Genomic DNA, 26,288 nt, shown 5'->3' with positions numbered 1-26,288 from the left:
AAGTGGATAATGAAAAAGTGGCAAGCACATTGTTTTTTTTATCACCTTTGCTAAAAAAACTATAAGGTGGAGGTTATTTTATGAAAATGGATCGACGCTTTTATGTTAGTGGGCATACGAGAGTGGGTTATTTTTCTGTCCTACCCGAATTATCCCAGCAATTCGAATGTCTATTTGTGTTAAAAGGTCTCTCGATGAAACAAGGGCATGAAACCCTTGAGAAAATAGGTAAGGCTATTAAACAAAAACATTATTCAATTGATCATTTTCACAGTCCGAGTAACAATGATTACGTGGAAGGGTTACGAATCCCGGAGTTGAAAATTGCGGTTGTGACATATGGAATGATCAAGAATATAAATGCAAAATTGTCAGAGCAAACAGTGATCATTATTAACTTTGAAAAGGCACTAGATGAGCAAAAGGCAGCGCAATTTCAAAAACAGATTAAGCAATTAGAGAATGAGAGAGATTATCAAATACAACTCGCATATGAACGATTTTCCCAAGCGAAAGAGCATCATGAAATGAAGGAACAAATTTATTTGTCTGCGATGGACTTTAATAAAGCAAATGAAGTGACTGATAAACTTAAAAAAGCAATTTACCAATCTAGACAAGGCAAAAAGAAGGTTGGAAGTAGAGAGGAGATCTTTTTTGGAGCAGCAACTCCTAAAGGAGCAGTTCACTTTATTGAAGAGCTTACAGCAAATTTAAAAACGAGGTATATCATTAAGGGACGGTCTGGAAGTGGTAAGTCGACATTAATGCGTAAGATTGCTAACGAAGCACATCAACGAGGAATGGATGTAACGTACTTTCTTTGTGGGTTTGACCCTTCAAGTGTCGATATGATCATTGTTGAGGACTTAAAAATCGCTATTCTTGACGGAACTGCACCGCATGTAATTGATCCTAAAAGTGAGCGAGATAAAGTGATTGATATGTTTGAATTTTGTATTGATCCAAGTATTGAAGAAACAGATATGCCAGCAATTAATCAATGTGATATTAACTATAAGGGATGTATGAAGGAAGGGACAGCACATCTTAGAAAAGCTAAAGAAGCTCAAGATGTAATTGACGAATATTATGATTTGATGATTGTGAAGGAGAAATTACTTGCTATCCAAGAGGATACGATTCAGAAGATTATAGAACCGCTCCAAGAGAGTTAGGGCGCAGTTAACGCCTTTTCTTTTCCTTATGATGAAAGGTTTTGTTCGTTGTTGGGAAGATGTCTCCACTCAATTTAAATTTAAATATAATGGCTGACTCGCTCCATTCATTTTTAATGTAAAGTAAGTAACTAACTATAAAACATCTTCTCAGTTTCGAGTCAGCCATATTCTTTTCGAAGATAGAAAGCTCCGACCTTAATCCCCTATAAATTTCTTTTTTGGACACCTATTCGATCTTTCAATGGACCAGGATCGACATGGAGGTCATTGTGATCATCGTCATTTACATCTTCCATAGCAAAACCGTCACCGTAATCCTTCGTATACTCTAAGTCAATTTTTGCTTCTAAACCATAGTCTTTTGTACGTGGTTCAACTGTAATCCTTTTATTGTTGTTTTTCATTATAAACCCTCCAATACAGCTTTCAGTTACGTTATAGTTTGCTAAAATAAAGGTAATCCTATACTAAAAAAGGACATTGGGAGGGTCGTTCTCAATGACAAAGCAATATCTCGTAAAATCTGAAATAGCAGTAGTTGATAACGTGAACGTTTATTACGAATATTATTTTCATGAACATATTGTAGAAAAACCAGTGATCTTACTAATTCACGGTTTTGTTTCATCAACCTATAGTTTTCGGCACTTAATACCGTACTTAGCTCAAAATTATTCTGTCCTAGCTATAGACTTACCAGGGTTCGGTAAAAGTGAGAAGTCTAACTCTTTTATATATTCTTTTAATAATTATGCAACTTTAATTTTTTCACTTATAACGATGTTAAACATTCAGAAAATCATACCAGTAGGCCACTCAATGGGAGGGCAGGTCGTATTATATATGGCTAAGTTAAGACCTGAACTTGTTGAAAAAGTCGTTTTACTGTCGAGTTCAGGATATTTAAAAAGAGCTAAAAAAAAGTATCGTTACGCCTCATATATTCCTTTTGCACCAATACTAGTTAAGAAATTTTTTATGAAACGAGATTATAAGGACGCTTTATCATATGTGGTCTATAATAAAGAAACTGTAAAGGAAGAAGACGTGCGTGAATACGCGAAGGCGTTTGAAGATGATCGTTTTTTTCGTTCTTTAATCCGAGTTTTAAGACATCGGGAAGGGGATTTGACCGCTGAACAACTTAAAGAAATTCAGCATCCTGTTTTATTGCTTTGGGGTAAGTACGATAACGTAATACCTATTCATATTGGAAAAAGACTACAGCTAGACATACCGAATACAGAAATGTTTATCTTTGAAGAAACAGGGCATTTAGTCCCTGAAGAACGGCCACAAGAAGTGGCAGGACAAATTTTTCAATTTATAAATAAAGATCATCCCAAGTCTTAAATATTAAATGGGTATGCTATAATATTGATGTCCTTGTTGTGAGACATGGAGGTGGTCATTTGGATGCATTAGATGTCATTATGAATAAAGATAAAATTATCCCATATTTTCAACCCATCATTAGTGCAGATACACAGTTAGTCATTGGCTATGAAGCATTAGCTCGTATTGAAGTAGAAAACGGTGTTAAAAGCCTAGGGTGGTTTTTTAAAGATCATTCAATCCCAGAGGAGTATCGTCAAGAAATTGATGAACATATTTGCCATCTAGCAATTAAAAAGCTCTTAGATTTCGATACGAATACGATGCTGTTTATCAATGTGGATATGAATGAACTATTAGCTAATAATGGAGAACATCTAATAAAAATATTTAAATCGTATGAATCAAGAGGACTGTTATTATCCAATGTAGTGATAGAATTTGCGGAACAAGACTTTAAAGGTAACCTTTCTTCTTTAAAGCATCTTTTAACGTATATTCAAAGCTTAGGAATTCAAATCGCTATCGATGATGTTGGTAAAACGGGAAGTAATTTAGACCAAATCGCCTTATTAAGGCCGAATATTGTAAAAGTAGATTTAGAGTTTTTAGAGGGGGATTCTTTTCCCCAACTTTATCGTGATGTGCTTTATTCCCTATCTTTACTTACTAGAAAAATAGGCGCAACATTAATGTTTGAAGGAATAGGGAGTTTTAATCAGTTGAATTATGCTTGGAGAAATGGCGGTCACTATTATCAAGGTTTTTACCTATCAAGGCCAAAATCGGAGTTTCAAGCAGTAGATTTTTGTAAGAACTCATTAAAAAAAGAATTTCATCACTTCATTCATTATGAACGAAAAAAAATTGAAGCACAAATAACGTTAACTGAAAAGCTCTCACAGTTAATAAAAAACTCACTAAAAAAAGTGAAGTCACTAAATAGCTATGATGACGTTGTGATGCAAATCGCAAAACAATTAACTGATATTTCCTTTAGGGTTTATATTTGTGACCATGATGGCTATCAGCAATCAAGTAATGCAGTTAAAGATGAACATAACCAGTGGAATTTAGAAGAGGGAAGTCGATTTAAAAACTGGAGTTGGCGGCCTTACTTTTTAGAAAACATCGTTCGTATGAACTATGAACGAAAAGGAATATTATCTGATTTGTATACTGATATTGAAAAAGATGAGATGATTAGAACTTACTCATTTCCAATCGATGATCAACTATTTTTGTTTGTAGATATTCCGTATAGTTATTTATTTGAACAAGATGGATTAATGTAATTTTAATAATCGCCTCAAAGCCAAGTTCTGTTTAAGGTTTTGAAGGCTTTTTTATTTTTGTGAAAAATTAATTATTTTTAAAACTATAGTCAACGTTAACAAAAACCATTATCCTTATATGGTGAGTTTTCTGCTTTGTTTTATAGCACTGTTGAAATAACATAGTAATTTTGAGCTCATCACACAAAGGAACATTAACGGTTCAATAGCAAATCAACAATCTTTAGAATAAGAGCCTATCAGAAAGGAGTGTTGAGGAATATGGTACCAAATCGATCCATATTTAGGCTTATGGCATATTTATTTTTTGCATATTCGATTATGACTATTGTAATAAGCTATATGCCAGTCTACTTCAGGTATCATGGAATGACTGCAAAAGAGCTAGGAATCCTTTTAGCAGTAGGTCCGCTCGCTTCTATTTTTGCTCAGCCATTTTGGGGCTATATGAGCGATAAATTTAAAACGATTAAACGAATTCTGCTTATTGTTGTTGCTGGAACATTTTTTGCAACGCTAATTTTATTTCAGATGAATAATCTCGTCGGCTATACGGTTATGATGTTCGTATTATTTTTATTTTTAGCACCTGTAACAGCCTTAGGAGACAGCCTATCACAAAAAACGGCTCTTCAACATAAAGTTAGTTTCGGTAGAATTCGAATGTGGGGGTCCCTAGGCTTTGCGACAGTATCGTTACTAGCAGGGTACTATTTGACTTTAGTTGGAATCCAGCATATCATGTTTCCAATTTTAGTTATGGCTATTATTACGTTCCTATTTGCTGTATTTTTAAATGACGTAAAATCAACGAATAAACCAGTCACAATATTAAATGCTGTAAAATTAGGGGCAAATCCAAAGTTATTCATGTTCTTAATTATCATTATTTTTATATCCATTACCCATCGTACCAATGATACGTATCTTGGAATTTTTATTACTGACTTGGGTGGGAAGGAATCATTAATAGGTTGGGCATGGTTTATTGGTGTCGTTTCAGAGGCAATAGTTTTCTTTGCCGCAGCTTTTTGGTTTAGGAAGTTTAATCCTTTAACATTCTTAATGCTTTCAGCTTTTTTATATAGTATTCGCTGGTTTTTAATGGGAACTGCGACTTTACCAGAGACGCTTCTAATTTTACAAGCATTACATGGTGTTACGTTCGGAGTTTTTTATATTGCAGCCTTCCAAATTGTTTCAAAGCTAGTGCCAGAAGAGTTACAAGCAACAGGCCACGTTTTGTTTATTACAACATTCTTTGGTATTTCAGGTATTGTCGGTGCGTTCGTCGGTGGCTTAGTCATTCAAAGTACAGGTGTAGCCCAGCTTTATAGTTATTTAGGCTATTTATCTATCATTGGTTTTTTTGGTTTAATGATCTATAAGTTCGTGACAGAAAATCGCCTTGGCGAAACAGTCGAATATTCCAGGTCATAGAGGCTGCTTATAAAAGTAGCCTCTATTAGACTTTTTTATAAGAGATAAGTTAAAATTTGTAGGGAATAATTCTGTTGATGGAAGTGAGTATTATGGATTTATCTACTTCTTTACATACTAATAACGTAGTGATCGATCAGAAAGACCTTATGACAGCTTTAATTCAAATAAAACGAACACTTTATCGAGCAGGAAATACAACTAGTAACGTAGACGAACTAATTAATAAGATAAAAAAACAAGAATATGGTATTGCTTTTTGTGGACATTTCTCTGCAGGAAAGTCTACATTAATTAATGAATTGCTTGGGGAACATATATTACCATCTAGTCCAATTCCAACAAGTGCAAATATTGTAAAATTGGCCAGTGGCACTCCAAAAGTAGTTGTCGAATTTGCTGATGAATCAGTTTCATCATTTGATGGTACTTATGAAAACGAAGTGGTGCAGCGGTACTGCAAAGATGGCAATAATGTGACTAAGCTGACGATTTATAGTGAAGAACATGGTTTACCTCAGGGACTTTATATTCTTGACACACCAGGGATTGATTCAACTGATGATGCTCATAAAATCGCTGCTGAGTCTACATTGCATATTGCGGATACGCTAGTTTATATGATGGATTATAACTACGTTCAATCAGAAGTAAATTATGCGTTCTTGAAAGAAATGAACAGAAGGCATAAAAAAGTTGTTTTAGTTGTAAATCAAATAGATAAACATCAAAATTCGGAAATGAGTTTTGAAGAATTTAAAAATCATACCGTTCAGTCGTTTGCTAACGAAGAGATTACATACGATGCTATTTTTTTTACATCAGCGATTGATCGACACTATCCAAACAATGATATAAAGGATCTAAAAAGAAACTTAGAGGCTATTATAAATAATAGGGAGCAGTTATTATCTGTAAGTGTATGGAAAGAAGCTTTTCAAGTAATTGTCGACCATAGACGCTGGCTAAAACAATCTTATGAAAAGCGGTATCAGCAATTTGAGGAGCTCTTAACCCCATATCAAATTACAGATGAACCGTACTTACAAAATGAACTTAAACAAATCAAACTAGATAATAAGCCTCACACAGAAATTTTAGAAGAATTCGAGGAAACTTACTTACAACAGTTTAGTACTTTGTTAAATAATGCAAACTTAATGCCATATCACACCCGAAACTTGGCGAGAGATTTCCTAGAAGCAGAACAAATGGGCTATAAAGTTAGAGGAATTTTTTCGGCAAGAAAAACGAAAGCAGAAAGAGCAAGAAGACGAATAGCCCTGTTTCAAGAGCTGAAAGAAAATGCGATTACGTATATTGATATTCATTTTAAAGATTTATTTTTTAAACTGTTGAAAAATTATGACATACGTGATGACGAGCTTAGTAAAGCTGTCCATAGCTTTTCTGGTCAATTGCAAGAAGATGTTATCTCACGTTCACAAAAAAAAGGAGCATTATTCTCTCATGAATATGTTTTAAACTTTTCTAAAGCATTAATGGATGAGGTGAAGAGTCATTATCGCAAAAAAGCAAACACACTGTTAGCAATGGCAATAACGACATTAAATAAAACGTTAACTAGTCAAACAAAAGAACAAGTGCGAAAACGTGATGAGCTTGAAAGGAAGGTAGTAGCATGTGTTGGTATTCGAGAAATTAACCAACAGATAGAAAAAGAAATTAATCTATTAGTAAAGCAGTTGGAGAACATAAAAAGTGAAAATGTCCAATGTGAAAATAATGTGAACTCGATGAACTCTTTTCGGTTTAAAGACAATACAGAAACTAAAAAGCAGAAAAAAAGTATTAATTTAAGTCGATTAGGCAGTGAAATAACAGATGTCCAACCTTTTCGTTTATCAGATGAAAAAGAGAGAAGAGTAAAAGCTGCGACTCATATTGAGAGTGTTGGGAAAATTATAGAAGGACTGCCTAGTTTACAGCGAATATCAGAAGACTTTCGCGAGCAAAGTAAACGGTTAAAGGATAAGAAATTTACGATTGCTCTTTTTGGGGCATTCAGTGCTGGGAAGTCTTCGTTTGCTAATGCTTTAGTAGGTGCTAATGTTCTTCCTGTGTCACCGCATCCTACAACAGCTACAATTAATCAAATACTACCTCCAACGAATGAGCACCCTCATGGCACAATTCACGTTTTTTACAAACAGGATGAAGTGATAAGAGGGGAAATCAATGAAATTCTTAAAGTTATAGCTAAGACGATCTCTACTATAGGCGAATTGAAGCTTTTACTAGAAGAAAGAGAAAATAGTAAAGAAGAATTGAAAAATAATGCAGAAGCTAATAAAACGGAAAAAGAAGAGCAACAGGTTGACTTATTTGAACTTATTCACCCAAATCAACTACAATACTTAACGTTTATTATAGATGGCTATGAGGCTGTAAAAGGTCAATTGGGTAATACTACCTCGGTTACGTACGATGAATATAAAAAGTTAGTCTCAATAGAGCGCTTTGCTGCATTTATAGAATGCATAGATGTATATTATGATTCACCTATTGCAAAGCAAGGAATTACGCTAGTAGATACGCCTGGGGCAAATTCGATTCATACTAGGCATACAAAACTAGCCTTTAGCTTTATAAAACATGCCGATGCTATCGTGTTTTTAACATATTATAATCATGCGTTTTCTAGGAGTGATCGTGAATTTCTTATTCAGTTAGGGCGTGTAAAGAATTGTTTTGAAACAGATAAGATGTATTTTATTATTAATGCTGCTGATTTAGCAGAAAATGAAGCAGAGCTGGAACTTGTAACGTCTCACGTTGAGAAAAACTTGCTGCATTGTGGAATACGCTTCCCACAGATTTTTCCTATTTCAAGTAAGGTAGGCCTACTAGCAAAATTAAAGAAGGTACGTTCACTTACAAGCAAAGAAAAGGTTGTATTCAACAGTCTGCTATCAGATGAATTACAAGAAAAAGGGCTTGAGTATTCTGGTATGACCAACTTTGAAACCTCATTCTATTCATACGTCTTAAGTGAATTAACAAATGTAGCAATCAGAGGTTCCAATAGTGACATAATTAAGCTAAGTCAATCATTACAAAAATGGTATGATGATGCTAGTAAAGATGAGGCAACAAGGCAACGAAGACGAATAGAGATAAGCCAGTTTGTCGCAAAAAAGAAGCAAGAAATGTTTAATTCTAGCTTCAACATTGAGGAACAACTCGTTCGTCAAGAAATCCATGAATTAATCTACTATGTAAAACAGCGTGTTTTCTATCGATATTTCGATGAGTTTAAGGAATTAATTAATCCGAGTAGTTTTAAAGAGGACAAAGACTTTCAGCACCAATTACATCTAGGTGTTCACAACGTTCTTCAATTTTTAGCTCATGACTTATTGCAAGAATTACGTGCGACCAGTCTTCGTCTAGAGGTTTTTAGTCATAAGTGCTTACAGGATATTGAAAACCATATCTTTGAGAAAATGATGAAACATGAGGGCTTATCGTTGCTACGTTTTAAAGTGAAGCCTTTAGAGGAATTAGAGTTTGATTTATTTTCTTTGCTACAAGTGTCTGATTTAGAAGACGAAATGAAAGAACATCAAAATAGTAAAACATTCTTTTTAGAAAAAGGAAATCAACAGCTTCGAGACAAAATTGAGGAGCGGTTACGCTTACCCATCGATCAATACTTAAAGAACTATAAAAACTACCTTGAAGAAGTTGTTGTCGTATGGTTTTTATCTGAATTAGATCGTTTAAAGTCTCACCATATAACAGAACTTGAACATTATGAGAAGGAGTTAGATAAAGTATTATCCGATCAAAACCAGTCAAAACTAATCGGCGAAATACTTACTCAATTAAATGAAGAGCGTAGGAATTTAGCTAAATATGTAAATTAAGTATCTTATAATCAAGGGAAGTTTTCAAATATGATATTTTCGTAAAAGCAATCTTTGGAAAAGAGCCTTCAAAAAGCGAAGAATGGAGCTCTAGCTAAATGGAAGGGGGAATAATATATGAAAGTTATTGTTACAGATGCTGCCAAAGCACGTTTAGAAATGGAATTTCAAAAAGAAAATATTTATCTCCGTGTGCTCGCTATTGATACTTTTGAATGAAGTACGATGTTAGAATTTCAACTTGCTCTGGATGAGCAAGGAGTAGATGATGAAATATTTACATTTGGGAAGGTGCATGTATTACTTGACCAAAAAGCATTAGAAGAAATTGGCCGATATTTAAAGATCGACTATTATGAAAATCAGGGCTATCGACTAATTAATGCTTCGCAAACTTTAGCCTATGGTTTACGAATAAAAAACAAAAATTCGTAATAAAATGATGAAGCTAACTCAGTCAAATGCTATTGCTCTGTCTATTCCATTAAATCAAGTAATAAATTGATGGATATAAATGACAAGAATTCTGAGTTAGCTTCTATTTTAATTAAGCTTTAGGTGTAAACATCGAGCTCATTGATTTAACAAGCGGTGATATTTGATTTACCGTCTTTACTAACTGATCGACGGTTTGAAACGTTTTCGAGATATCAAATTTCCCATCTTCTCCTTTAAACGCATTGAGAAGTGCCGGCCCCTGGTAAGGATATTGAGGACCAAAGTTGTTAGGACGTTGATTTCCAGGGATGCCTTGCTGCCAATTATACTGAGTAGGTATATTGTAATTTTGGTTAGGAAACTGGTACATTTCAGGTGAATAAAAACCGCCATGAAACGGATTTGGATTTGTGTTTTGATAAGGACTAGGATATACGTTTGATTGTTGTTGAAAATACGGATACCCTTGCATACGAAACGGTGACTCGTTATAGAAATTCATTTTAACCCCTCCCCTTACATATAACATTATTCAATATCAATGATATGACGACGATTAGGAACTTTTATCGTTAATAACCCGTTTTGATATTTGGCTTTAACATCTTTTTGAGTTACAGGAAATGGTAATGGGATGACGCGCTCTCTTACTTGTGTAGAGTATTGTTGTGAAACATACTTGTTAACATCGTTTTTCTCTTCAACGAACTCTTCTTGTTTTACACCAATCTTCACATGACTTTGATAGACATCCAAGATGATTTGTTCTTTTTTTACACCAGGTAATTGTGCTTCAATTACAAAGTCAGAGTCGGTTTCATATGTTTGAACTGGAATTTGTGAGTAAAACATTCCATTATTGTGAAGGTTTTGAAAAGCGTCATGAAAGAATGAGTCGATTGACTTTAAAAAATCATTATAAGACTTTTTAATAACTTCAGGTAAATGAGGGTCTTTTTTCTTATCACTCATACAGATCACTCCCATTAATTCTCGTATCTGCTTTACTATATGAATGAAAGTTTGTTTCTGTTAGTGATATTCGCCTAAAGGACAAATACCTATTAAAAAAAGGAGTGAAAATATGAAAATATTTGATGCCCATTGTGATGCGCTATTAAAGTTATGGGAAAAGGAAGAGCGTAACTTTACGAATTCTACCGAAATTGATGCGAATTATGAACGATTAGTAAGCGGTGGAGTAAAGGTTCAGTGCTTTGCATTGTTTGCCGAGCCAGATTTAACGATAGAAGAAAAGTATCAATCGATTTTAAAACAAATCGAATTATTTCAAACTGATGTCATTAAAAAGCACCATAACGTAAAGCATATTAAAGACTGGCAAGATATTTTGAAATTAAATGATGGAGAAATTGGAGCGATCCTTACTCTTGAGGGGGTTGACTGTATCGGTGATAATTTAACGAAACTGAAAATCTTCTATCAACTCGGAGTTAAATCAGTTGGCCTTACATGGAATCAAGCCAATTTATGTGCTGATGGAGTTGGTGAACCACGTGGTGCGGGTCTTACTTTACTAGGAAAAGAGCTTGTTTTATTGAACAATGAGAATAAGGTTTGGACGGATGTTGCTCATTTGAGTGAAAAAGGTTTTTGGGAAGTTTTGGATATTGCTGATTACCCAGTAGCTACGCATTGCAATGCTCGTGCTCTATGTGACCATCGACGTAATTTGACGGACGAGCAAATATTAGCATTGGTAAAAAGTGGTGGTTGGGTTGGGCTCGTTTGGCATCCTATTTTTCTAACGGGTACGGAGCACGCTTCAATTACAGATTGTGTAAGGCATATCGATCATTTATGTTCACTTGGTGTTAAAGATCATATCTTATTCGGTTCTGATTTTGATGGGATTTCTGTTTTTGTTAAAGGATTAGAAGATGCAAGTAAATATCCATTTTTTATTGAAGAGCTTTTGAAACATTTTTCAGAAGATGATGTTCGGCGCTTTGCGTACGGCAACTTTGAAAATTATATTAATCGCCTAGTATAAACTTGGCAATTAATGCTTTTATTTATATACTTGAATTAATAAGGAAAAGAGGTGAAGAACATGTTTATTACTGATAAAGCAAAAGCTCTTATTCTTGCAGCAATGGAGGAAAACAATTCTTCATCAATCCGTGTCGTTTTTGCAGGCATGGGTTGAGGTGGTCCAAAATTAGGACTGGCTCTGGATGAGCCAGAAGAGAGCGATAAGGTTGAAACCATTAATGGACTTACAGTAGCAATTGAGGACCATGTGATTCCGTATGTGGAAAACATAACACTAGATTGCGTTACTAATGAATTTGGAAAAGAAGCATTAACCATTATTGGAAACAGTGATTGCTGTTAGTGATGGGGAATTTAGTCGTATGTAAGGGGCGCTAGGATCTTATTTGAATCCTAGCGTTTTCTTTTATAATTTTGTGTAAGTTTGATATCCGAAGATTTAAACGAAAGTCTCTAGATCAACACAGCAATACAGGGATATATCTCTGTTATTAAAAATAGGCCCCTTTTGAGGTTGGAAAAACTACGCTAGAATGGAATAGTAAGCAAACTAATATTACATTTAGAGAGAGTATAAAAAGTATTATTATCTCGTATCATGCCTGGAGGAGATAAGATGTGTGACGTCGTTTATTTAGATGGTGTTGAATTGAAAAAGTGGGAAAAATCAATTGTAAGTAATATTAACTGGGAAGTAAAAAAAGGTGAACATTGGATACTACTTGGATTAAATGGGTCAGGGAAGACATCACTCTTAAAGATGATTACAGGGTATGAGTGGCCATCCAAGGGTGTAGTTACTGTACTTGGAAATAAATATGGAAGTTGTAACCTACAAAAGGTTCGTACTAAAATAGGTTGGGTTAGTAATGCATTAGACGACCGATACCAAGCAAGAACAAATGATACTGTGCTTGAAGTTATATTAACTGGAAAATTAGCATCGATTGGTTTATATGAAGAAGTAACTTCAGAAGAAATTGAACGAGCAGAGCTAATTGCCCAACAGTTTAACATAGGTCATTTAATAAATGAGCCCATTGGAAGATTGTCTCAAGGTGAAAAACGGAAGACCTTTCTTGCTCGTGCCTGGATGGGAAATCCACAATTACTAATATTAGATGAGCCTTGTAACGGCTTAGATGTGTACTCAAGAGAAAATCTATTGGATACGATTGAAGCGTTAACGAGGGTTGAAGATGGTCCAACAATTATATATGTTACCCATCATATTGAAGAAATGGTTCAAGGAATAACCAATGCGGTCTTATTAAAAGATGGAAAAATTGTCGCTCAAGGGAAAAAAGAAGAGGTTATTTCAGCTGCTCATTTAGAAGCGACATTTAATGTACCATTGAAGTTAACATGGGAAAACGATAGGGCTTGGATAGCTATAAATAAAAGATAGACAATCTTTTTATAATGGATATTTTGAATAATAGTTAATTGTTTAGAAAGAGAGATAGGTGCAAATTTTATGGGGACTTTTACAATCGTTTTAGGGGGCGTTGGGTTATTCCTACTAGGAATGACTTTGATGACAGATGGCTTAAAAGCGTTAGCTGGTGACGCTCTAAAGCAACTTTTAAGTAAGTTTACAGGTGGAACATTCTCATCTGTTTTGTCTGGAGCAACAATTACTGCACTCATTCAATCGTCGAGTGCTACTACATTTATGACCATTGGTTTTGTTAGTGCAGGCCTGTTAACATTTACACAGTCAGTTGGTGTCATTATCGGAGCGAATGTTGGTAGTACAAGTACAGGATGGCTCGTTTCCGTCATTGGATTTAAAGTTAATATGTCAACGCTTGCCCTGCCTTTAATTGGAATTGGAGTATTCTTAAAACTTTTCTCAAAAGGAAAATTAACACCACATGGTATGGCGCTCGCAGGCTTTGGAATTTTATTTTTAGGAATTGATATATTGCAACAAGGTATGTCAGGCATTGGAGACATGTTTAATCTTAGCGCTATTTCAGGCGATACATTTCTTCATTTGCTGTTATTAATCGTTATTGGAATTGCGATGACGGTTATTATGCAATCTTCAAGTGCTGCTGTTGTAACAACATTGACTGCACTATTTGCAGGGGCAATCTCATTTGATCAAGCAGCTGTTTTAGTCATTGGACAAAATGTCGGAACGACTGTGAAAGCAATAATCGCAGCGATTGGTAGCTCTACACCTGCAAAACGTACTGCTGTTGCTCATATTTTATTTAATTTATTAACAGGTGTCATTGCATTACTCGCCTTACCTTTATTTATTTCCGCAGTGTTTTTTATTAGTGATTTATTGAACATTACAGATCAAAGTGTCTCACTCGCTATTTTTCATACGTTATTTAATGTAGTAGGAGTACTTTTGATCGTCCCATTTATGCCACTGTTTATTAAGCTGGTCATTAAAATTGTCCCTGAAAAAGGGGAGCATTTAACAAAACATTTAGATCAAAGTGTTGCGACAGTTGGGCCTGTAGCGATTGAAGCTGTAAGGAGAACACTACTAAAGATTATGGGGTTAATTTCTAGTTCATTTGTTATAGTGCTAAAAGGAGAAAAGCCGCTTATTTATTTAAAGAATAAGCTGGAAGATGCAGACAATGCATTAATTGAAATACGAGGTTTTTTAACTAAAGTCCATTCAGAGTCGGGGGGGCACTCTGACCGCGAATACAACCATCATGTTTCTATGATTCATGCTATCGATCATATTGATAGGCTTATAAGAGCACTAAATGAAATAGAATCAATTGAAAAAATAAAATCAGATCCAAACATTGCTGTTTTACTCATGAAATTAGTGAAGGTGTTTGAACAGGTTGGTTCAAGTATTGAAAATAAACAGCTTGAAAACCTTGTTAGTGAAGTAGAAACAAATTCTAAAGAAATTGCGGAAATTCGCAAACAGGACCGGAAAAATATTATTAAAACCACAGCTAAAAGTCAACTGGATGTAAATGTAGCTATTCAAAAAGTACATTCTATTCATTGGGTTGATCGAGTCGCCTTCCATCTATGGCGCACGATGTATCATTTAGAAGATAAGGAAATTCCAGATGTAACTGAGAGCAATGTAGAAAATGCCCCTGAATAATCTATTTTTTGTTGTACTAGTCTCCTATTTAACTTATCATATGTGTATACAGAAGAAGTAGTAAAATGGGAGGACTTCCATGAAAAATGACAGAATATTACTAGAAACAGGTACTAATGAACTAGAGATCGTGATGTTTAATATAGGGGCAGGCATATTTGGAATTAATGTATTAAAAGTGCGTGAAATAATTAACCCGCTTCCTATTACGGCGACACCCAATGCCCATCCGTATGTAGAAGGTGTTATTCGTTTGCGGCAAGAGGTTATACCAGTAGTTGATTTATCAAAAGTACTAAATTTTCCCCCTTCGGAACATCCAGAGCAGGATAAATTTATTATTTCGGAATTAAATCAAATAAAAGTTGCTTTCCATGTTCATAGTGTATCGAGAATCCACCGCATTTCATGGCAGCAAATAGAAAAACCGAGTCAGCTCTCCCAAGGAGAACAAGCGCAAACAATTGGGATTGTTAAGATGGACGAGGGAATGGCGTTATTACTGGATTTTGAAAAGATTGTTGTAGATATTAGTCCTGAATCGGGTGTGAATGTTGAAAGTTTAAAAGTACTAGGTCCTAGGCAGAGATCGACCAAAAAAATAGTAGTGGCTGAAGATTCTAAGATACTTAGAAAATTATTAAGTGATACTTTATCAGAAGCTGGATATGACAATGTACTCTTTTTTGAAAATGGAAGAGTAGCTTGGGAGTATCTAGAAGGCCTTGCAATTGATCTAAATCAAAATCCACTAGAAGAAGTAAACCTGTTAATAACCGATCTAGAAATGCCTCAAATGGACGGGCACCATCTGACGTTAAAAGTAAAGGAACACCCAAGGCTAGTAGATTTACCTGTCGTAATTTTTTCTTCTCTAATTACAGAGGACCTGTTCCATAAAGGGGAAAAAGTCGGGGCTAGTGCCCAAGTGAGTAAACCTGAAATTGTTAAACTTGTACAGCTTATTGACCAACTAATTTTATAGCATTCAATAAACGGAGGTTCTTCTTTATGGAGCCTCCGTTTGTTTGAGATTTGAGTTTATTTTTTCATCAACTAGTATGCTTACTTTTCCATTTGGCTCTAAAAAGCCATCCTTCACTTTTTCAACAGTCTCAATTCCTTTAATTCTTAATTCTTGATCTAAGTTATTCGTTGTCATTCTTGCTTTTTTTAGTCCGTTCATTAAAACTTTTCCGTTACGGATTATGTGTATCGGGCGTCCCATAATCAGTTCCTCAAAGCGCTTAGATTTTAATGAGAGGAAGCTAAATATAACTTGTGCTGCTACAAAACCACTGATCGCAACGATGGACATTAGTGGATGAATAGAAGGGTCAACAAGTGGTGCACCCATTAAAGAACCTATGGCAATTACTACGACTAAATCAAAGTCTGTCATTTCTCCAACGGCTTGACTTCCCATTAGGCGAAATGCAGTAATTCCTACAGAGAACATTAGAAGTGTTTTAAGAAAGATTAAAATATATATCATGGGTAGGTTCTCCTATTATAAAGTTTTGAATTTATTGTTTGAAAAAAATGTAAATTTATACTTATAGTAAGATGCTATTTCCAAGAAAAGGGCCTAGTAAGAAAGAAGACAATCATAGGCGATGAACCAATTTCCCTTAAAAGACATATCATTTATTATACTTCTATATTTCAAGGGGAAATGGTTATGGCAAAAAAGTCTTCTAATAAGAAAGTACTTCTACCACAGGTAAACAAACATGAGTTTAATATGAAAGTTGTAACTTCTGATGTGTGTTTTGCTTGTAAAACTAAATGTAATCGTGGCATTGCCTACATGGAAAAAATGTCGCAGCCAGGAGCAATTGGAAAAGGAGTACCTTGTATCCTAACAAAAGGTAAGGGGTATAAGTAACTAGGTATAAGAGCTGTCTCATTAGTATGTACATACTCACTTATAAACAGGGGGTTAACTATACTTTAGAGAGGCTCTTTTTCTTTGGCATTGAAAATGTGTATGATGAATAAACTGTAGTAATATATCTGTTTTATTGGTCGCAACAGCCACTCGAACATAGAAAGTCATATAGGAGGAAAGCGATGGAGAAACGATATTTAATTAAGCCGTTTCTTACAAAAAATTATCCCATTATTGATTACGGTAAAGGGATTTTTTTATATGACAAGGATGGAAATGAATTTCTGGATGGTTCTTCTGGAGCAGTAACAGCTAATATTGGCCATGGTAACGAAGATATTATAGATGCGATGCACGCTCAAAGTAAGAAGATATCATTCGTTTACCGTTCACAGTTTACGAACGAACCAGCTGAAAAACTGGCAAAGGTATTAAGTGATTTAGCACCAGGCTCGCTCAATTGGTCCTTCTTTGTAAATAGTGGTACAGAAGCGATTGAAACGGCAATGAAAGTAGCACTTCAACATTGGCAAGAAAAGCAAAAGCCCGAAAAGCAAGTATTTATCTCGAGAAGATTAAGCTATCATGGTATAACAATCGGTGCTTTATCATTATCTGGTTTTATTACACGGCGAGAACGATTCGAACCACTACTTGAAAACTATCCTTCCTTATCACCTCCTTATTGTTATCGCTGTCCATTCCACTCTACTTATCCAAAATGCCACTTACAATGTGCCGAAGAATTAGAAGATATTATTGAAAGAATTGGGGCTAAGTATATCGCGGCTTTTGTAGCAGAACCGATTATTGGTGCAGCAGGTGGTGCGATATCACCTCCCAATGGGTATTATCAAAAAGTAAAAGAAATATGTAATCGATATAACATTTTATTTATCGCTGATGAAGTTATGACAGGGATGGGTAGAACGGGGAAGATGTTTGCAATCGAGCATTGGGGCATAATCCCAGATATAATGGCAATCGGAAAAGGCTTAAGTGGAGGCTATGCACCTATAGCGGCAACTCTTATTTCCGATGAAGTAATGGAACCTATTGAAAAAGGTTCGAATGTCATTATGAGTGGTCATACATTTAGTGCAAATCCTCAATCCTGTGCAACAGCATTAGCTGTAGTACATTACACCTTGAAAAACAAAATTATTGAAGAAGTTAAAGCAAAAGGTGAATTGTTAATGAAAAAACTGGCCCCGTTAAATAAACGCTTTTCATTTATCGGTGATGTTCGAGGGAAAGGGCTGCTCATCGGTGTTGAATTTGTAGAAAATATTCGATTGAAGAAACCGTACCCGAGAACTTGGAATGTAACCCAACTAGTAATTGATCATGCATATGAAGTGGGGTTATTGTTGTATCCAGCAGCTTCAGGACAAAACGGGCTAGACAACAATGGAATATTAATTGCACCTCCTTTAACGATTACTGAAAAAGAGATTGATCTACTAGTAGAGCGCTTTGCGAAGGCGTTAATATCAACAGAGCAAAGTTTAACCCAATTAGAAAGGAGTTAAACGAATGTCACATCAGAAAGTACAGTCAAAAGAACAAATACTTAATTATGTAAAAAGTTCAAGTACGATTATGATTGGTGGCTTTGGTGGAGTAGGTAGTCCGCCAACAACGATTGATACACTTCTTCAAAGCGAGGTCAACTCATTAACAGTCATTAGTAATGATGCTGGTTTCCCTGATATTGGAATTGGTAGGTTAGTTTGTCAGAAAAAAGTGAAAAAAATGATTACAACTCATATCGGTTCTAATCCAGTTGCGGGACAGTTAATGAATGATAAAGAGCTAGAAATTGAATTTGTTCCTCAAGGTACTTTTGCAGAGCGCGTCCGAGCGGGTGGAGTAGGTCTTAGTGGGATCCTTGTTGATAAGGGACTTCAGTCACTTAATAGATCTAGTGAACATACGGTAAAAATCGATAACAAACTCTACTACATTGAAAGACCGCTTACGGCAGATGTAGCTTTGATTTATGCTAAGAAAGCAGATACATTTGGTAATCTTATTTATGATAAAACGGCAAGAAATATGAATCCACTCATGGCAATGGCGGGTGATTTAACAATTGTTGAAGTTGATGAAATTGTTCCAGCAGGTTCTCTGGACCCAGAACTGATTGTCACACCTAGTGTATTTATAGATGTCATCATAGAGAGTGAAGGGGTGAACTGGAAATGGGCTTGGGAGTAGAGGACCGTATCCGAATGGCTAAGCGTGCAGCTAAGGAAATTGCTCCTGGAATGTGTGTAAATTTAGGAATTGGGATTCCTACTCTCGTTGCCAACTATATACCCGATGATTGGAATGTAATGTTTCATGCAGAGAATGGAATTGTAGGTGCAGGACCCAAGCCAGTTCCAGGACAGGAAGATGAAAACTTATGTAATGCAGGAGGATACCCGATTACATTGCGAAGTGGTGGGGTATATTTTGATAGTGCCACAGCATTTGCAATTGTTCGGAAGCAATTACTTGATATGACGATTTTAGGTGGATTAGAGGTTAGTGAGCAAGGAGATTTAGCGAATTGGATTGTTCCAGGCAAACGGGTGCCAGGTATGGGCGGTGCCATGGATTTAGCAGTAAAGAACAAAAAGCTCGTGGTGCTCATGAGTCACACCGATAAAAAAGGAAATCCGAAGATTGTAACCGAATGCAAGCTTCCACTAACAGCAGCACGTTGTGTTCACTTAATTATTACTGAAATGGCAGTCATAGAAGTGAATGAAGGAGGGTTAACTCTAAAGGAAACGATGGGGAATTTCTCTTTAGATGAAATAAAGGCAAGCACAGGATGTCAATTAACTATACCACCTGATTTCGGAAACTTTCATTAGCTTCAGGAGGGGTCATATGATAAATAAAGATTATCAAACGCAAATCAATTCATGGATCAAAGAAAATAAAGTTGTTGGTATTGAACTTTTACAGAAGCTAGTTCGAAATCGTAGTATACAAACGAAAGAATATGATGCACAGCAAGTCCTTATAAGCCATTTAAAAAAGCTAAATTTAGAAATTGATGAATGGGAAGTGGGCGGAGATATTTTTACCCATCCGTATTTCTGCTCAACGAGGAAAAATTTCTTGAAGAGTCCTAATGTAGTTGCAGTTAAAAGAGGGAGCGGAAATGGTAAATCAATCATCTTAAATGGACATATTGACGTGGTTCCAGAAGGAGACTTAACGCAATGGACGGATGATCCATACAGTGGCAAAATAGAAGGTGGCAAAATGTATGGACGTGGAACAACAGATATGAAGGGTGGAACCGTTTCACTTCTATTAGCCATTCAAGCATTAAAGGAATTAGGAATTGAACTTAACGGAGATGTGATCTTTCAAAGTGTAATAGAAGAAGAAAGTGGTGGGGCTGGTACACTAGGTACATTATTACGTGGATATAAAGCTGACGCAGCCATTATACCAGAACCAACCAATATGAAAATTTTTCCGCGGCAACAAGGTTCCATGTGGTTCCGCTTGACTATCAAAGGGCGTTCTGCCCACGGTGGTACTCGTTATGAGGGCGTTAGTGCAATTGAAAAATCAATTACGGTAATTCAAGAACTTCAGAAATTAGAAAAAGTGCGTAATGCTAGAATAGTAGATCCACTATATCAAAATACACCTATTCCTATTCCAATTAACCTTGGCATTATTAAAGGTGGGGATTGGCCTTCTTCTGTAGCTGATGAAGTTACTATTGAAGGTAGAATTGGAGTAGCTCCAGATGAAGAAATGAATCATGCACAAGAAGAATTAGAACAAAGCTTAAAAAACCTTGAAGAAATAGACCCATGGTTTAAAAAACAGCCAGTTGGACTTGATTGGTTCGGCGCAAGATGGGTGCCTGGCACCATCAATGAGGAGCATCCGTTAATGGGAATATTGCATTCAAAGTTTCAACAAGTGAAACAAACTGAGCCGATGATAGAAGCCTCACCTTGGGGAACAGATGGTGGTTTACTAGAAAAATTAGGAGGAATTCCAGTAATCGTATTCGGTCCAGGAACAACAGAAATTGCTCATTTTCCTAATGAATATATAGAGCTTGAAAAAATATTTGAAGTAGCTGAAATCATTGCACTCACGTTAATTGATTGGTGTGGAGTTAGTAGTTAAAAAGTTAAAAGTAACCGTTGCAAGAGACGGTGGTTCGTAGGTGATTAAATGAAAAATTTAATAGAAGTAGACTCGTATAATGATAGAATTGTTGCTTATTTTCCCACACTAAATGAGGGTGAGATCGTTGAGCTAGAACAGCTGCACCAACAGCATCAACCCTCTAAAACCATATTATATGTAGCAAAAGAATATGTTGGATATTTCGTTAAACTGGGATATGAACAAGAAGGACATATTCCAGAGTTCTTTTACGGGTTTGATAGTTATGTCCTTAGTAAGTTTCGAGGAGTAAACAGAAAAATACCAAAGCAAATGGAAGAGCAGCTTAAAATCATGAATACAGTTCAACAAACCCCTAGCAAAACGTCACTTTCATCTTTAGGCGACCAATATATTTTACAATTAGCCAGTCATAAGGATGTAAAAGGACTCGTTGAATTGTATAAAAAGGTGTTCCAAAAATACCCAACGAAGATATTTGATGAGAATTATGTAAGTAAGATAATGTCAGATAATTATTTTTTTGTTGTGATTAAAGATCAGGATAAGATTGTTAGTGCAGCGTCTGCCATGATTAATGAATATAAAAGTGCTGAAATCACTGATTGTGCGACTGATCCAAGTTATCGTGGAAAACAGTTTTTATTACACATCATTCCGAAATTAGAGCAAGAGTTACTAAAAAAAGGCATCTATTGTGCTTATTCACTAACTAGAGCATTGTCACCAGGGATGAATATAACAATTAAGCGCTTAGGTTATGAATATGGCGGTAAACTAATAAATAATTGTATCATCAGTAGTGGGTTTGAAGATATGTGTATTTGGTCAAAGCAGCTGAATAAAAGTAAGGCTGACTCTGATACCTAGAGTCAGCCTTTTGTATTTACATTCTAAAATAATTTTTCTTCAGCGTTCGTGGTTTGCTCATAAGTGCATCATAACCTATTGAATTAGGGAGATCTTGAGTATGAATAAGAAATAGATGGTCTTCGATTTCTTCTACTAGTGCTTCTTCAATATAATTCATTCCACAAGATTGACAATGGATCGATGGAATATTGTGAATTTGAATAGCTTTTAATCCATCTGGCAGCTCCCAATAGGCTTCTTTTGTAGTTTGTGTTGTATCGTTTGATTGACACCATTCACATTGCATCATACGTTATTTCTCCTCCTTTTTTTGTTCACTGTTATCCTCACGATGTTGTAGTTTTTTTTGTTCAGCTAACCACTTTTTCTCTTTCATTTGATCTCGTTTTTGGCGGCGATCTTTTAAAGTTTGGTGACTATCATCACTTTCATAATTTTTACGTCGATTAATCCGTTGCAATCCTTCGGGTATTAGCGTCGTTTGTTCGTCTTTCATTAGTGCATGTATTCCAACAGAACGCTCATTACCAGTTATTCCATAATGTTCGGCAAAATAATCATCTGCTTTTCCTGGATTGTAATTTTCAGGTTCTGGATATGTGGTTATAACCCCTTCAAAGTTGCGAAGGACAACTTTACTAGCAGATTGAGAGATTAAATAATTAGGCTGTAAAGAAATTTTTCCACCACCGCCAGGAGCATCTACAACGAAGGTTGGTACAGAATATCCGCTCGTATGGCCCCGTAAAGCTTCGATAATTTCTAGCCCTTTTGAAACAGGGGCACGAAAATGACCAATTCCTTCAGATAAATCACATTGGTAAATATAATATGGACGAACTCTAATTTTTACTAGGTCATGCATTAGCTTTTTCATAATGTGGGCACTATCATTAATCCCTGATAAGATAACCGCTTGGTTTCCGACAGGTACCCCCGCATTAACAAGCATTTCACAAGCACGTTTCGACTCTTCAGTAATTTCAAAAGAGGTATTAAAGTGAGTATTTAACCAAACAGGATGGTACTTTTTTAAAATATTACATAGATTTTCTGTAATACGTTGCGGAAAAACGACAGGTGCACGTGTACCAATTCGAATAATTTCAACATGTGGAATTGCCCTTAAATTTTTTAGGATATACTCTAAAATTTGGTCATTAACGAGTAGACCATCTCCTCCTGAAATAAGCACGTCACGAACTTGCGGGGTATTACGGATATATTCAATCGCACCATCTAATTGCTTTTTAGGTACACCCATTCCTATTTGACCTGAAAACCGACGGCGAGTACAGTAACGGCAATACATTGAACATTGATTGGTAACGAGAAATAAAACTCGATCTGGATACCTATGTGTTAACCCTGGTACAGGTGAGTCTTCGTCCTCAGAAAGAGGATCTTCCAGGTCATACTTTGCTTTTTCGATTTCTTTTGAAATCGGTACTGATTGCATACGAATTGGGCATCTTGGATCATCTGGATTCATGAGAGAGGCATAGTACGGTGTAATATTTAAGGGTATAGTTTTAGTTGAAATCTTAACACCTTCTTCTTCTTCAGGAGTTAAGTTAACCAATTGCTTTAAATCATCGAGTGTCCGGATTGTATGGGTTAACTGCCATAACCAATCATTCCACTCGTCGTCACTGACATCTTTCCAAAGTTCTATATCTTTCCAATGCTTTTTCGGTTTATATAAATCAAAATTCATGATCATCCCTCCTTGATTCTTACATTAACTATTGCAATTTTTATGCCAAATAATAAAGTGCATGAAGATGCGAAAGGATGGGGGAAGAATAGGATGTAATGCCAAAAAACTGTCACTTAGAAAGTTGATATTTTTTCATTTTATATTGAAGCGTTTGTCTAGGAATGTTCAATGATTTGGCTGTCTGTAGGATATTTCTGTTATATTTATGGAGTGTAATTTCAATTAAGTTCTTTTCAAATTTTTCAACTTCGTTACGAAAGGAGATCGGTTCGCTTTTGTCAAGATGAGAGGTATGAAGATGAAGTGGGAGGTGATCTTTGGTAATTGTATTTCCATCTACAATATTCATCGCAGATTCAATCGCATGCTCAAGTTCACGGACATTTCCTGGCCAGTTGTATTGCTCGAAAAAGGAGCGTACACTATGGTCAATGGAGAAAACGTTCTTATGAAATTTCTCGTTGTACTTAATAAGAAAGTGATTAGAAAGTATATTAATATCTTCCTTTCTTTCGCGCAAAGGAGGAATATTTAGTGTAACGACACTAATACGGTAAAATAAGTCTTGGCGTAATTTTTCCTTCTTAATGCATTGTGTTGGTAGCTCATTCATTGCAGTAATAATTCGTACATTACATTGTATTCCTTTTGTTCCACCAACCCTTCGAACGATTCCATCTTCAATAACACGTAGCAATTTTGCTTGTAAATCAATGGGCATAGAGTTTATCTCATCAAGGAATAACGTGCCATTATGAGCGAGTTCAAACAATCCTGGCCTTTCTGTTGCACCAGTAAAACTTCCTTTTGAAGTTCCAAATAAAATACTTTCAAGCAGACTAGCTGGAATTGCTGCGCAGTTTTGAGCAATAAAAGGACCGTGTTGTCTCAAAGAAGCGTTGTGGATCGATTGGACAAATAGCTCTTTTCCAGTACCTGTTTCACCGTAAATTAAAATAGGTGAAGTAGTCTTAGATACTTTGACTGCTGTCTGTTTTAATCGTTTTAAAGGTTCATTTTGCGTTATAATATCTTCGAAATGAAACATTGCACTAGTCGCAGAATTTTGCCTTTTTATCGAGGTGTCATTTTTATTAACCCTTTCTTGGAGCTCAACTAGTCTTTCGGATAGCTTTTTGATTTCAGAAAGGTTTTTTGAAATTTCAACAGCACCAACCATTTTATGATCTTGATAGATCGGTATCGTTGTATTAACGGTATCAATTATGACACCACGAACATTAGTAAACTGTTGTTTTTGATAATAGATCGGTGAACCACTTTTAATAACCTGTAACAATGTGCTTGTTGCTTCAGTTAGAGAAGGAAAAACATCAAGTACATGTCTATTAATTACTTCACTTGCGTCAACCCCATCTAATTGGGCAGCAACTTTATTATAATAAATGGTCTTTCCATTTAAATCGACTACGTGAATTCCTTCATCTATCGTATCAAAAACAGCATGAAGTAAGTCAGGTGTTGTTTGAGTACCTCTTGTAGACATTCAACTCCCTCCTTCTAATGCTCAAAAGTTGGCAAAAGAGAGCCAGAAATTTGGCACTCTTTTATTCTAATAAGTATGCTGGACTACAAAAAACATGAAGGAAAAGTTAAATAGCTGTTTTAATATAACAAAGAAAAGCTACCACCATAATTATATTGGTTGTAGCCTTTTCGTATTGTAGTTATCTATAAATTTTTCTCGTTAACTTACGCTTTCAAGGTTGAAGTTGATTAGAATGTTGCTTAATCATGTCATCTCTTTGTTTTGAAGTTATCACTTTAAGCTTGTGCAATAAATGGGCGTACTGAATGACTTTCTTATTTCTTCCCATTTCCATCACCTTTTTCGTAGTGTTTGTTAATGTATATTATTCACTACGGCTAAAAAAGTTTCATTAAGGCAAAAATAAACCAAGCCTATTTTGAATAGTATTATTTTGTGTATCTGTTGGCATAGGAAGAAGCAACGAAGGATTGTGGTTTAATAAAAGGTTTCATTCCATGTTCTTCAATTCGTTTAACCATCTCTTCAACATAAACTTTCGTTTTATTTCTTTCTCCCTGTCCAACATCGATATGACCTTCAATCGTTAAAGAACTCCCTTCTTTAATATGCGGAATAATAATATTAATTAGCTGCCTTTTTCGTTGTGGTGTAAATAATTGAGCAATCTGTTCAGTTAACGTTGTCTCAATTGATATTTTTGAATGTAAACATTCAATTCGAGTTGGGATATCAAATTTTCTTATACAACCCCAAGCACCTTTTCCTTCACGTCGTATGACTATCCCTGTAACAAATCGTGTATGTCTACCGTGTACTTGTGAATCTGTACCTATAATTAACCGATAAGTCGAAGCAGGTTCTTTTTCAATAAAAGAATATATATACTGAAACACTTCTGGGAAGGTCATATGTTTGCGTGAAAGGTTTTGAAAGGATAAGCCCATGCATCCCCCTCCTATTATAAAATATTTTAGTACTAGTTGTGTTAAACTTTATGTTGAGGCAAGCTTTTCCTATTCCTGTTTTTCAAAGTTCAAAACGAGAATGTTTTCAGTGAATGTGTTATAGTGAAAATAACAAAACAGATTAGTACAATGTGACGTTAGGAGTGTTAGGGATTGAATATAGAAGTGACAAAGCCTGCGTACCAGTGGTTTAAAGATGAATTCGATTTAAAAGGAAATGAATCTATGAGAATTTTTGTGCGCTACGGCGGGTGCGGGAATTTTCAGCAAGGTTTTTCATTAGGAATTGCTAAGGAAGAGCCCAGGGATGCAGCGATAGAAGTAAATGTAGAAGGTACGATATTTTATATAGAAAAAGAAGATATGTGGTATTTTGATGATCAAGCAGTAAAAATTAAATATAGTCGTAGTAAAGAGGAAATAGAATTTGTCCATGCATAAAAAAGAGGCCGATTTATAGTTAGTGGCACCCC

The 26,288-nt window shown here is 35.5% G+C and carries 26 protein-coding genes; 18 read left to right on the top strand and 8 right to left on the bottom strand.

Annotated elements, in window-relative coordinates; translation table 11 throughout:
* Positions 1-80 precede the first annotated feature (80 nt).
* The gene (locus tag GKP30_RS02675; protein WP_216827833.1) at positions 81-1,178 is read left to right on the top strand and encodes a hypothetical protein; all 1,098 of its coding nucleotides are present in this window, start codon (positions 81-83) and stop codon (positions 1,176-1,178) included.
* 206 nt (positions 1,179-1,384) lie between these two features.
* Here the strand turns inward: GKP30_RS02675 and GKP30_RS02670 are convergent, their stop codons facing one another.
* Positions 1,385-1,585, bottom strand: coding sequence for a hypothetical protein (locus GKP30_RS02670; protein WP_216827832.1), 201 nt, complete (start codon positions 1,583-1,585; stop codon positions 1,385-1,387).
* 94 nt (positions 1,586-1,679) lie between these two features.
* On the opposite strand from GKP30_RS02670, the gene GKP30_RS02665 reads away from it, so the two are divergent.
* The 5 genes from GKP30_RS02665 (at position 1,680) to GKP30_RS02645 (ending at position 9,576) form a co-directional block, all read left to right on the top strand.
* A complete protein-coding gene (locus GKP30_RS02665; protein WP_216827831.1) occupies positions 1,680-2,534 on the top strand; it encodes an alpha/beta fold hydrolase in 855 nt (284 codons plus the stop codon).
* Between the two features lie 59 nt (positions 2,535-2,593).
* A complete protein-coding gene (locus tag GKP30_RS02660) occupies positions 2,594-3,811 on the top strand; it encodes an EAL domain-containing protein (protein ID WP_216827830.1) in 1,218 nt (405 codons plus the stop codon).
* Positions 3,812-4,072: 261 nt separating this feature from the next.
* A complete protein-coding gene (locus tag GKP30_RS02655) occupies positions 4,073-5,251 on the top strand; it encodes an MFS transporter (RefSeq protein ID WP_216827829.1) in 1,179 nt (392 codons plus the stop codon).
* 92 nt (positions 5,252-5,343) lie between these two features.
* A complete protein-coding gene (locus GKP30_RS02650) occupies positions 5,344-9,141 on the top strand; it encodes a dynamin family protein (RefSeq protein ID WP_216827828.1) in 3,798 nt (1,265 codons plus the stop codon).
* Positions 9,142-9,366: 225 nt separating this feature from the next.
* Positions 9,367-9,576, top strand: coding sequence for a hypothetical protein (locus GKP30_RS02645; RefSeq protein ID WP_216827827.1), 210 nt, complete (start codon positions 9,367-9,369; stop codon positions 9,574-9,576).
* Between the two features lie 112 nt (positions 9,577-9,688).
* Here the strand turns inward: GKP30_RS02645 and GKP30_RS02640 are convergent, their stop codons facing one another.
* Positions 9,689-10,081, bottom strand: a complete 393-nt coding sequence (locus GKP30_RS02640; protein ID WP_216827826.1) for a YppG family protein — start codon at positions 10,079-10,081, stop codon at positions 9,689-9,691.
* 26 nt (positions 10,082-10,107) lie between these two features.
* Positions 10,108-10,551, bottom strand: coding sequence for an Hsp20/alpha crystallin family protein (locus tag GKP30_RS02635; protein ID WP_216827825.1), 444 nt, complete (start codon positions 10,549-10,551; stop codon positions 10,108-10,110).
* 112 nt (positions 10,552-10,663) lie between these two features.
* On the opposite strand from GKP30_RS02635, the gene GKP30_RS02630 reads away from it, so the two are divergent.
* From GKP30_RS02630 to GKP30_RS02615, 5 genes are all read left to right on the top strand, one after another.
* Positions 10,664-11,593, top strand: coding sequence for a dipeptidase (locus tag GKP30_RS02630; RefSeq protein ID WP_216827824.1), 930 nt, complete (start codon positions 10,664-10,666; stop codon positions 11,591-11,593).
* A 60-nt stretch (positions 11,594-11,653) separates the two neighbouring features.
* Positions 11,654-11,938, top strand: a complete 285-nt coding sequence (locus GKP30_RS24080; RefSeq protein WP_456237150.1) for a HesB-like (seleno)protein — start codon at positions 11,654-11,656, stop codon at positions 11,936-11,938.
* A gap of 273 nt (positions 11,939-12,211) precedes the next feature.
* Positions 12,212-13,003: an ABC transporter ATP-binding protein gene (locus GKP30_RS02625; protein ID WP_216827823.1), complete on the top strand. Its 792-nt coding sequence runs from the start codon at positions 12,212-12,214 to the stop codon at positions 13,001-13,003.
* Positions 13,004-13,072: 69 nt separating this feature from the next.
* Positions 13,073-14,695, top strand: a complete 1,623-nt coding sequence (locus tag GKP30_RS02620) for a Na/Pi cotransporter family protein (RefSeq protein ID WP_216827822.1) — start codon at positions 13,073-13,075, stop codon at positions 14,693-14,695.
* Between the two features lie 79 nt (positions 14,696-14,774).
* Positions 14,775-15,680 (top strand): chemotaxis protein, encoded by a 906-nt coding sequence (locus tag GKP30_RS02615; protein WP_216827821.1) that lies wholly within the window; start codon positions 14,775-14,777, stop codon positions 15,678-15,680.
* A gap of 24 nt (positions 15,681-15,704) precedes the next feature.
* Here the strand turns inward: GKP30_RS02615 and GKP30_RS02610 are convergent, their stop codons facing one another.
* On the bottom strand, positions 15,705-16,190 hold the full coding sequence (locus tag GKP30_RS02610; protein WP_216827820.1) for a DUF421 domain-containing protein: 486 nt from the start codon (positions 16,188-16,190) through the stop codon (positions 15,705-15,707).
* 186 nt (positions 16,191-16,376) lie between these two features.
* Here GKP30_RS02610 and GKP30_RS02605 point away from each other — a divergent pair, with 186 nt between their 5' ends.
* The 6 genes from GKP30_RS02605 to ablB all read left to right on the top strand — a co-directional run bounded on the left by GKP30_RS02605 (position 16,377) and on the right by ablB (position 21,614).
* A complete protein-coding gene (locus GKP30_RS02605) occupies positions 16,377-16,583 on the top strand; it encodes a hypothetical protein (RefSeq protein ID WP_216827819.1) in 207 nt (68 codons plus the stop codon).
* A 185-nt stretch (positions 16,584-16,768) separates the two neighbouring features.
* Complete coding sequence (locus GKP30_RS02600; protein ID WP_216827818.1) at positions 16,769-18,118, top strand: aspartate aminotransferase family protein; 1,350 nt, start codon at positions 16,769-16,771, stop codon at positions 18,116-18,118.
* Positions 18,119-18,122: 4 nt separating this feature from the next.
* Complete coding sequence (locus tag GKP30_RS02595; protein WP_216827817.1) at positions 18,123-18,806, top strand: CoA transferase subunit A; 684 nt, start codon at positions 18,123-18,125, stop codon at positions 18,804-18,806.
* Positions 18,791-19,453, top strand: coding sequence for a 3-oxoacid CoA-transferase subunit B (locus GKP30_RS02590; protein ID WP_216827816.1), 663 nt, complete (start codon positions 18,791-18,793; stop codon positions 19,451-19,453). Before GKP30_RS02595 ends, GKP30_RS02590 begins: the two co-directional genes overlap by 16 nt.
* A 16-nt stretch (positions 19,454-19,469) precedes the next feature.
* Positions 19,470-20,741: a peptidase gene (locus GKP30_RS02585; protein WP_216827815.1), complete on the top strand. Its 1,272-nt coding sequence runs from the start codon at positions 19,470-19,472 to the stop codon at positions 20,739-20,741.
* A 48-nt stretch (positions 20,742-20,789) separates the two neighbouring features.
* A complete protein-coding gene (ablB, locus tag GKP30_RS02580) occupies positions 20,790-21,614 on the top strand; it encodes a putative beta-lysine N-acetyltransferase (protein WP_216827814.1) in 825 nt (274 codons plus the stop codon).
* A gap of 16 nt (positions 21,615-21,630) precedes the next feature.
* Here ablB and GKP30_RS02575 read toward each other — a convergent pair whose 3' ends face one another.
* The 4 genes from GKP30_RS02575 to GKP30_RS02560 form a co-directional block, all read right to left on the bottom strand.
* The gene (locus tag GKP30_RS02575) at positions 21,631-21,903 is read right to left on the bottom strand and encodes a YokU family protein (protein WP_216828082.1); all 273 of its coding nucleotides are present in this window, start codon (positions 21,901-21,903) and stop codon (positions 21,631-21,633) included.
* Between the two features lie 6 nt (positions 21,904-21,909).
* Positions 21,910-23,334, bottom strand: a complete 1,425-nt coding sequence (gene kamA / locus GKP30_RS02570) for a lysine 2,3-aminomutase (RefSeq protein WP_216827813.1) — start codon at positions 23,332-23,334, stop codon at positions 21,910-21,912.
* Positions 23,335-23,446: 112 nt separating this feature from the next.
* Complete coding sequence (locus GKP30_RS02565; protein WP_216827812.1) at positions 23,447-24,844, bottom strand: sigma-54 interaction domain-containing protein; 1,398 nt, start codon at positions 24,842-24,844, stop codon at positions 23,447-23,449.
* Positions 24,845-25,275: 431 nt separating this feature from the next.
* A complete protein-coding gene (locus GKP30_RS02560) occupies positions 25,276-25,794 on the bottom strand; it encodes a ribonuclease H-like YkuK family protein (protein WP_216827811.1) in 519 nt (172 codons plus the stop codon).
* Between the two features lie 174 nt (positions 25,795-25,968).
* On the opposite strand from GKP30_RS02560, the gene GKP30_RS02555 reads away from it, so the two are divergent.
* Complete coding sequence (locus tag GKP30_RS02555; protein ID WP_216827810.1) at positions 25,969-26,256, top strand: HesB/YadR/YfhF family protein; 288 nt, start codon at positions 25,969-25,971, stop codon at positions 26,254-26,256.
* Positions 26,257-26,288: the final 32 nt, after the last annotated feature.

The organism is Alkalihalobacterium elongatum, assembly GCF_019024285.1.
Taxonomy (GTDB): Bacteria; Bacillota; Bacilli; order Bacillales; family Bacillaceae_F; genus Alkalihalobacterium; species Alkalihalobacterium elongatum.
Note: the sequence above shows the minus strand (reverse complement) of the source record. Positions and strands in the feature narration are given on the sequence as shown.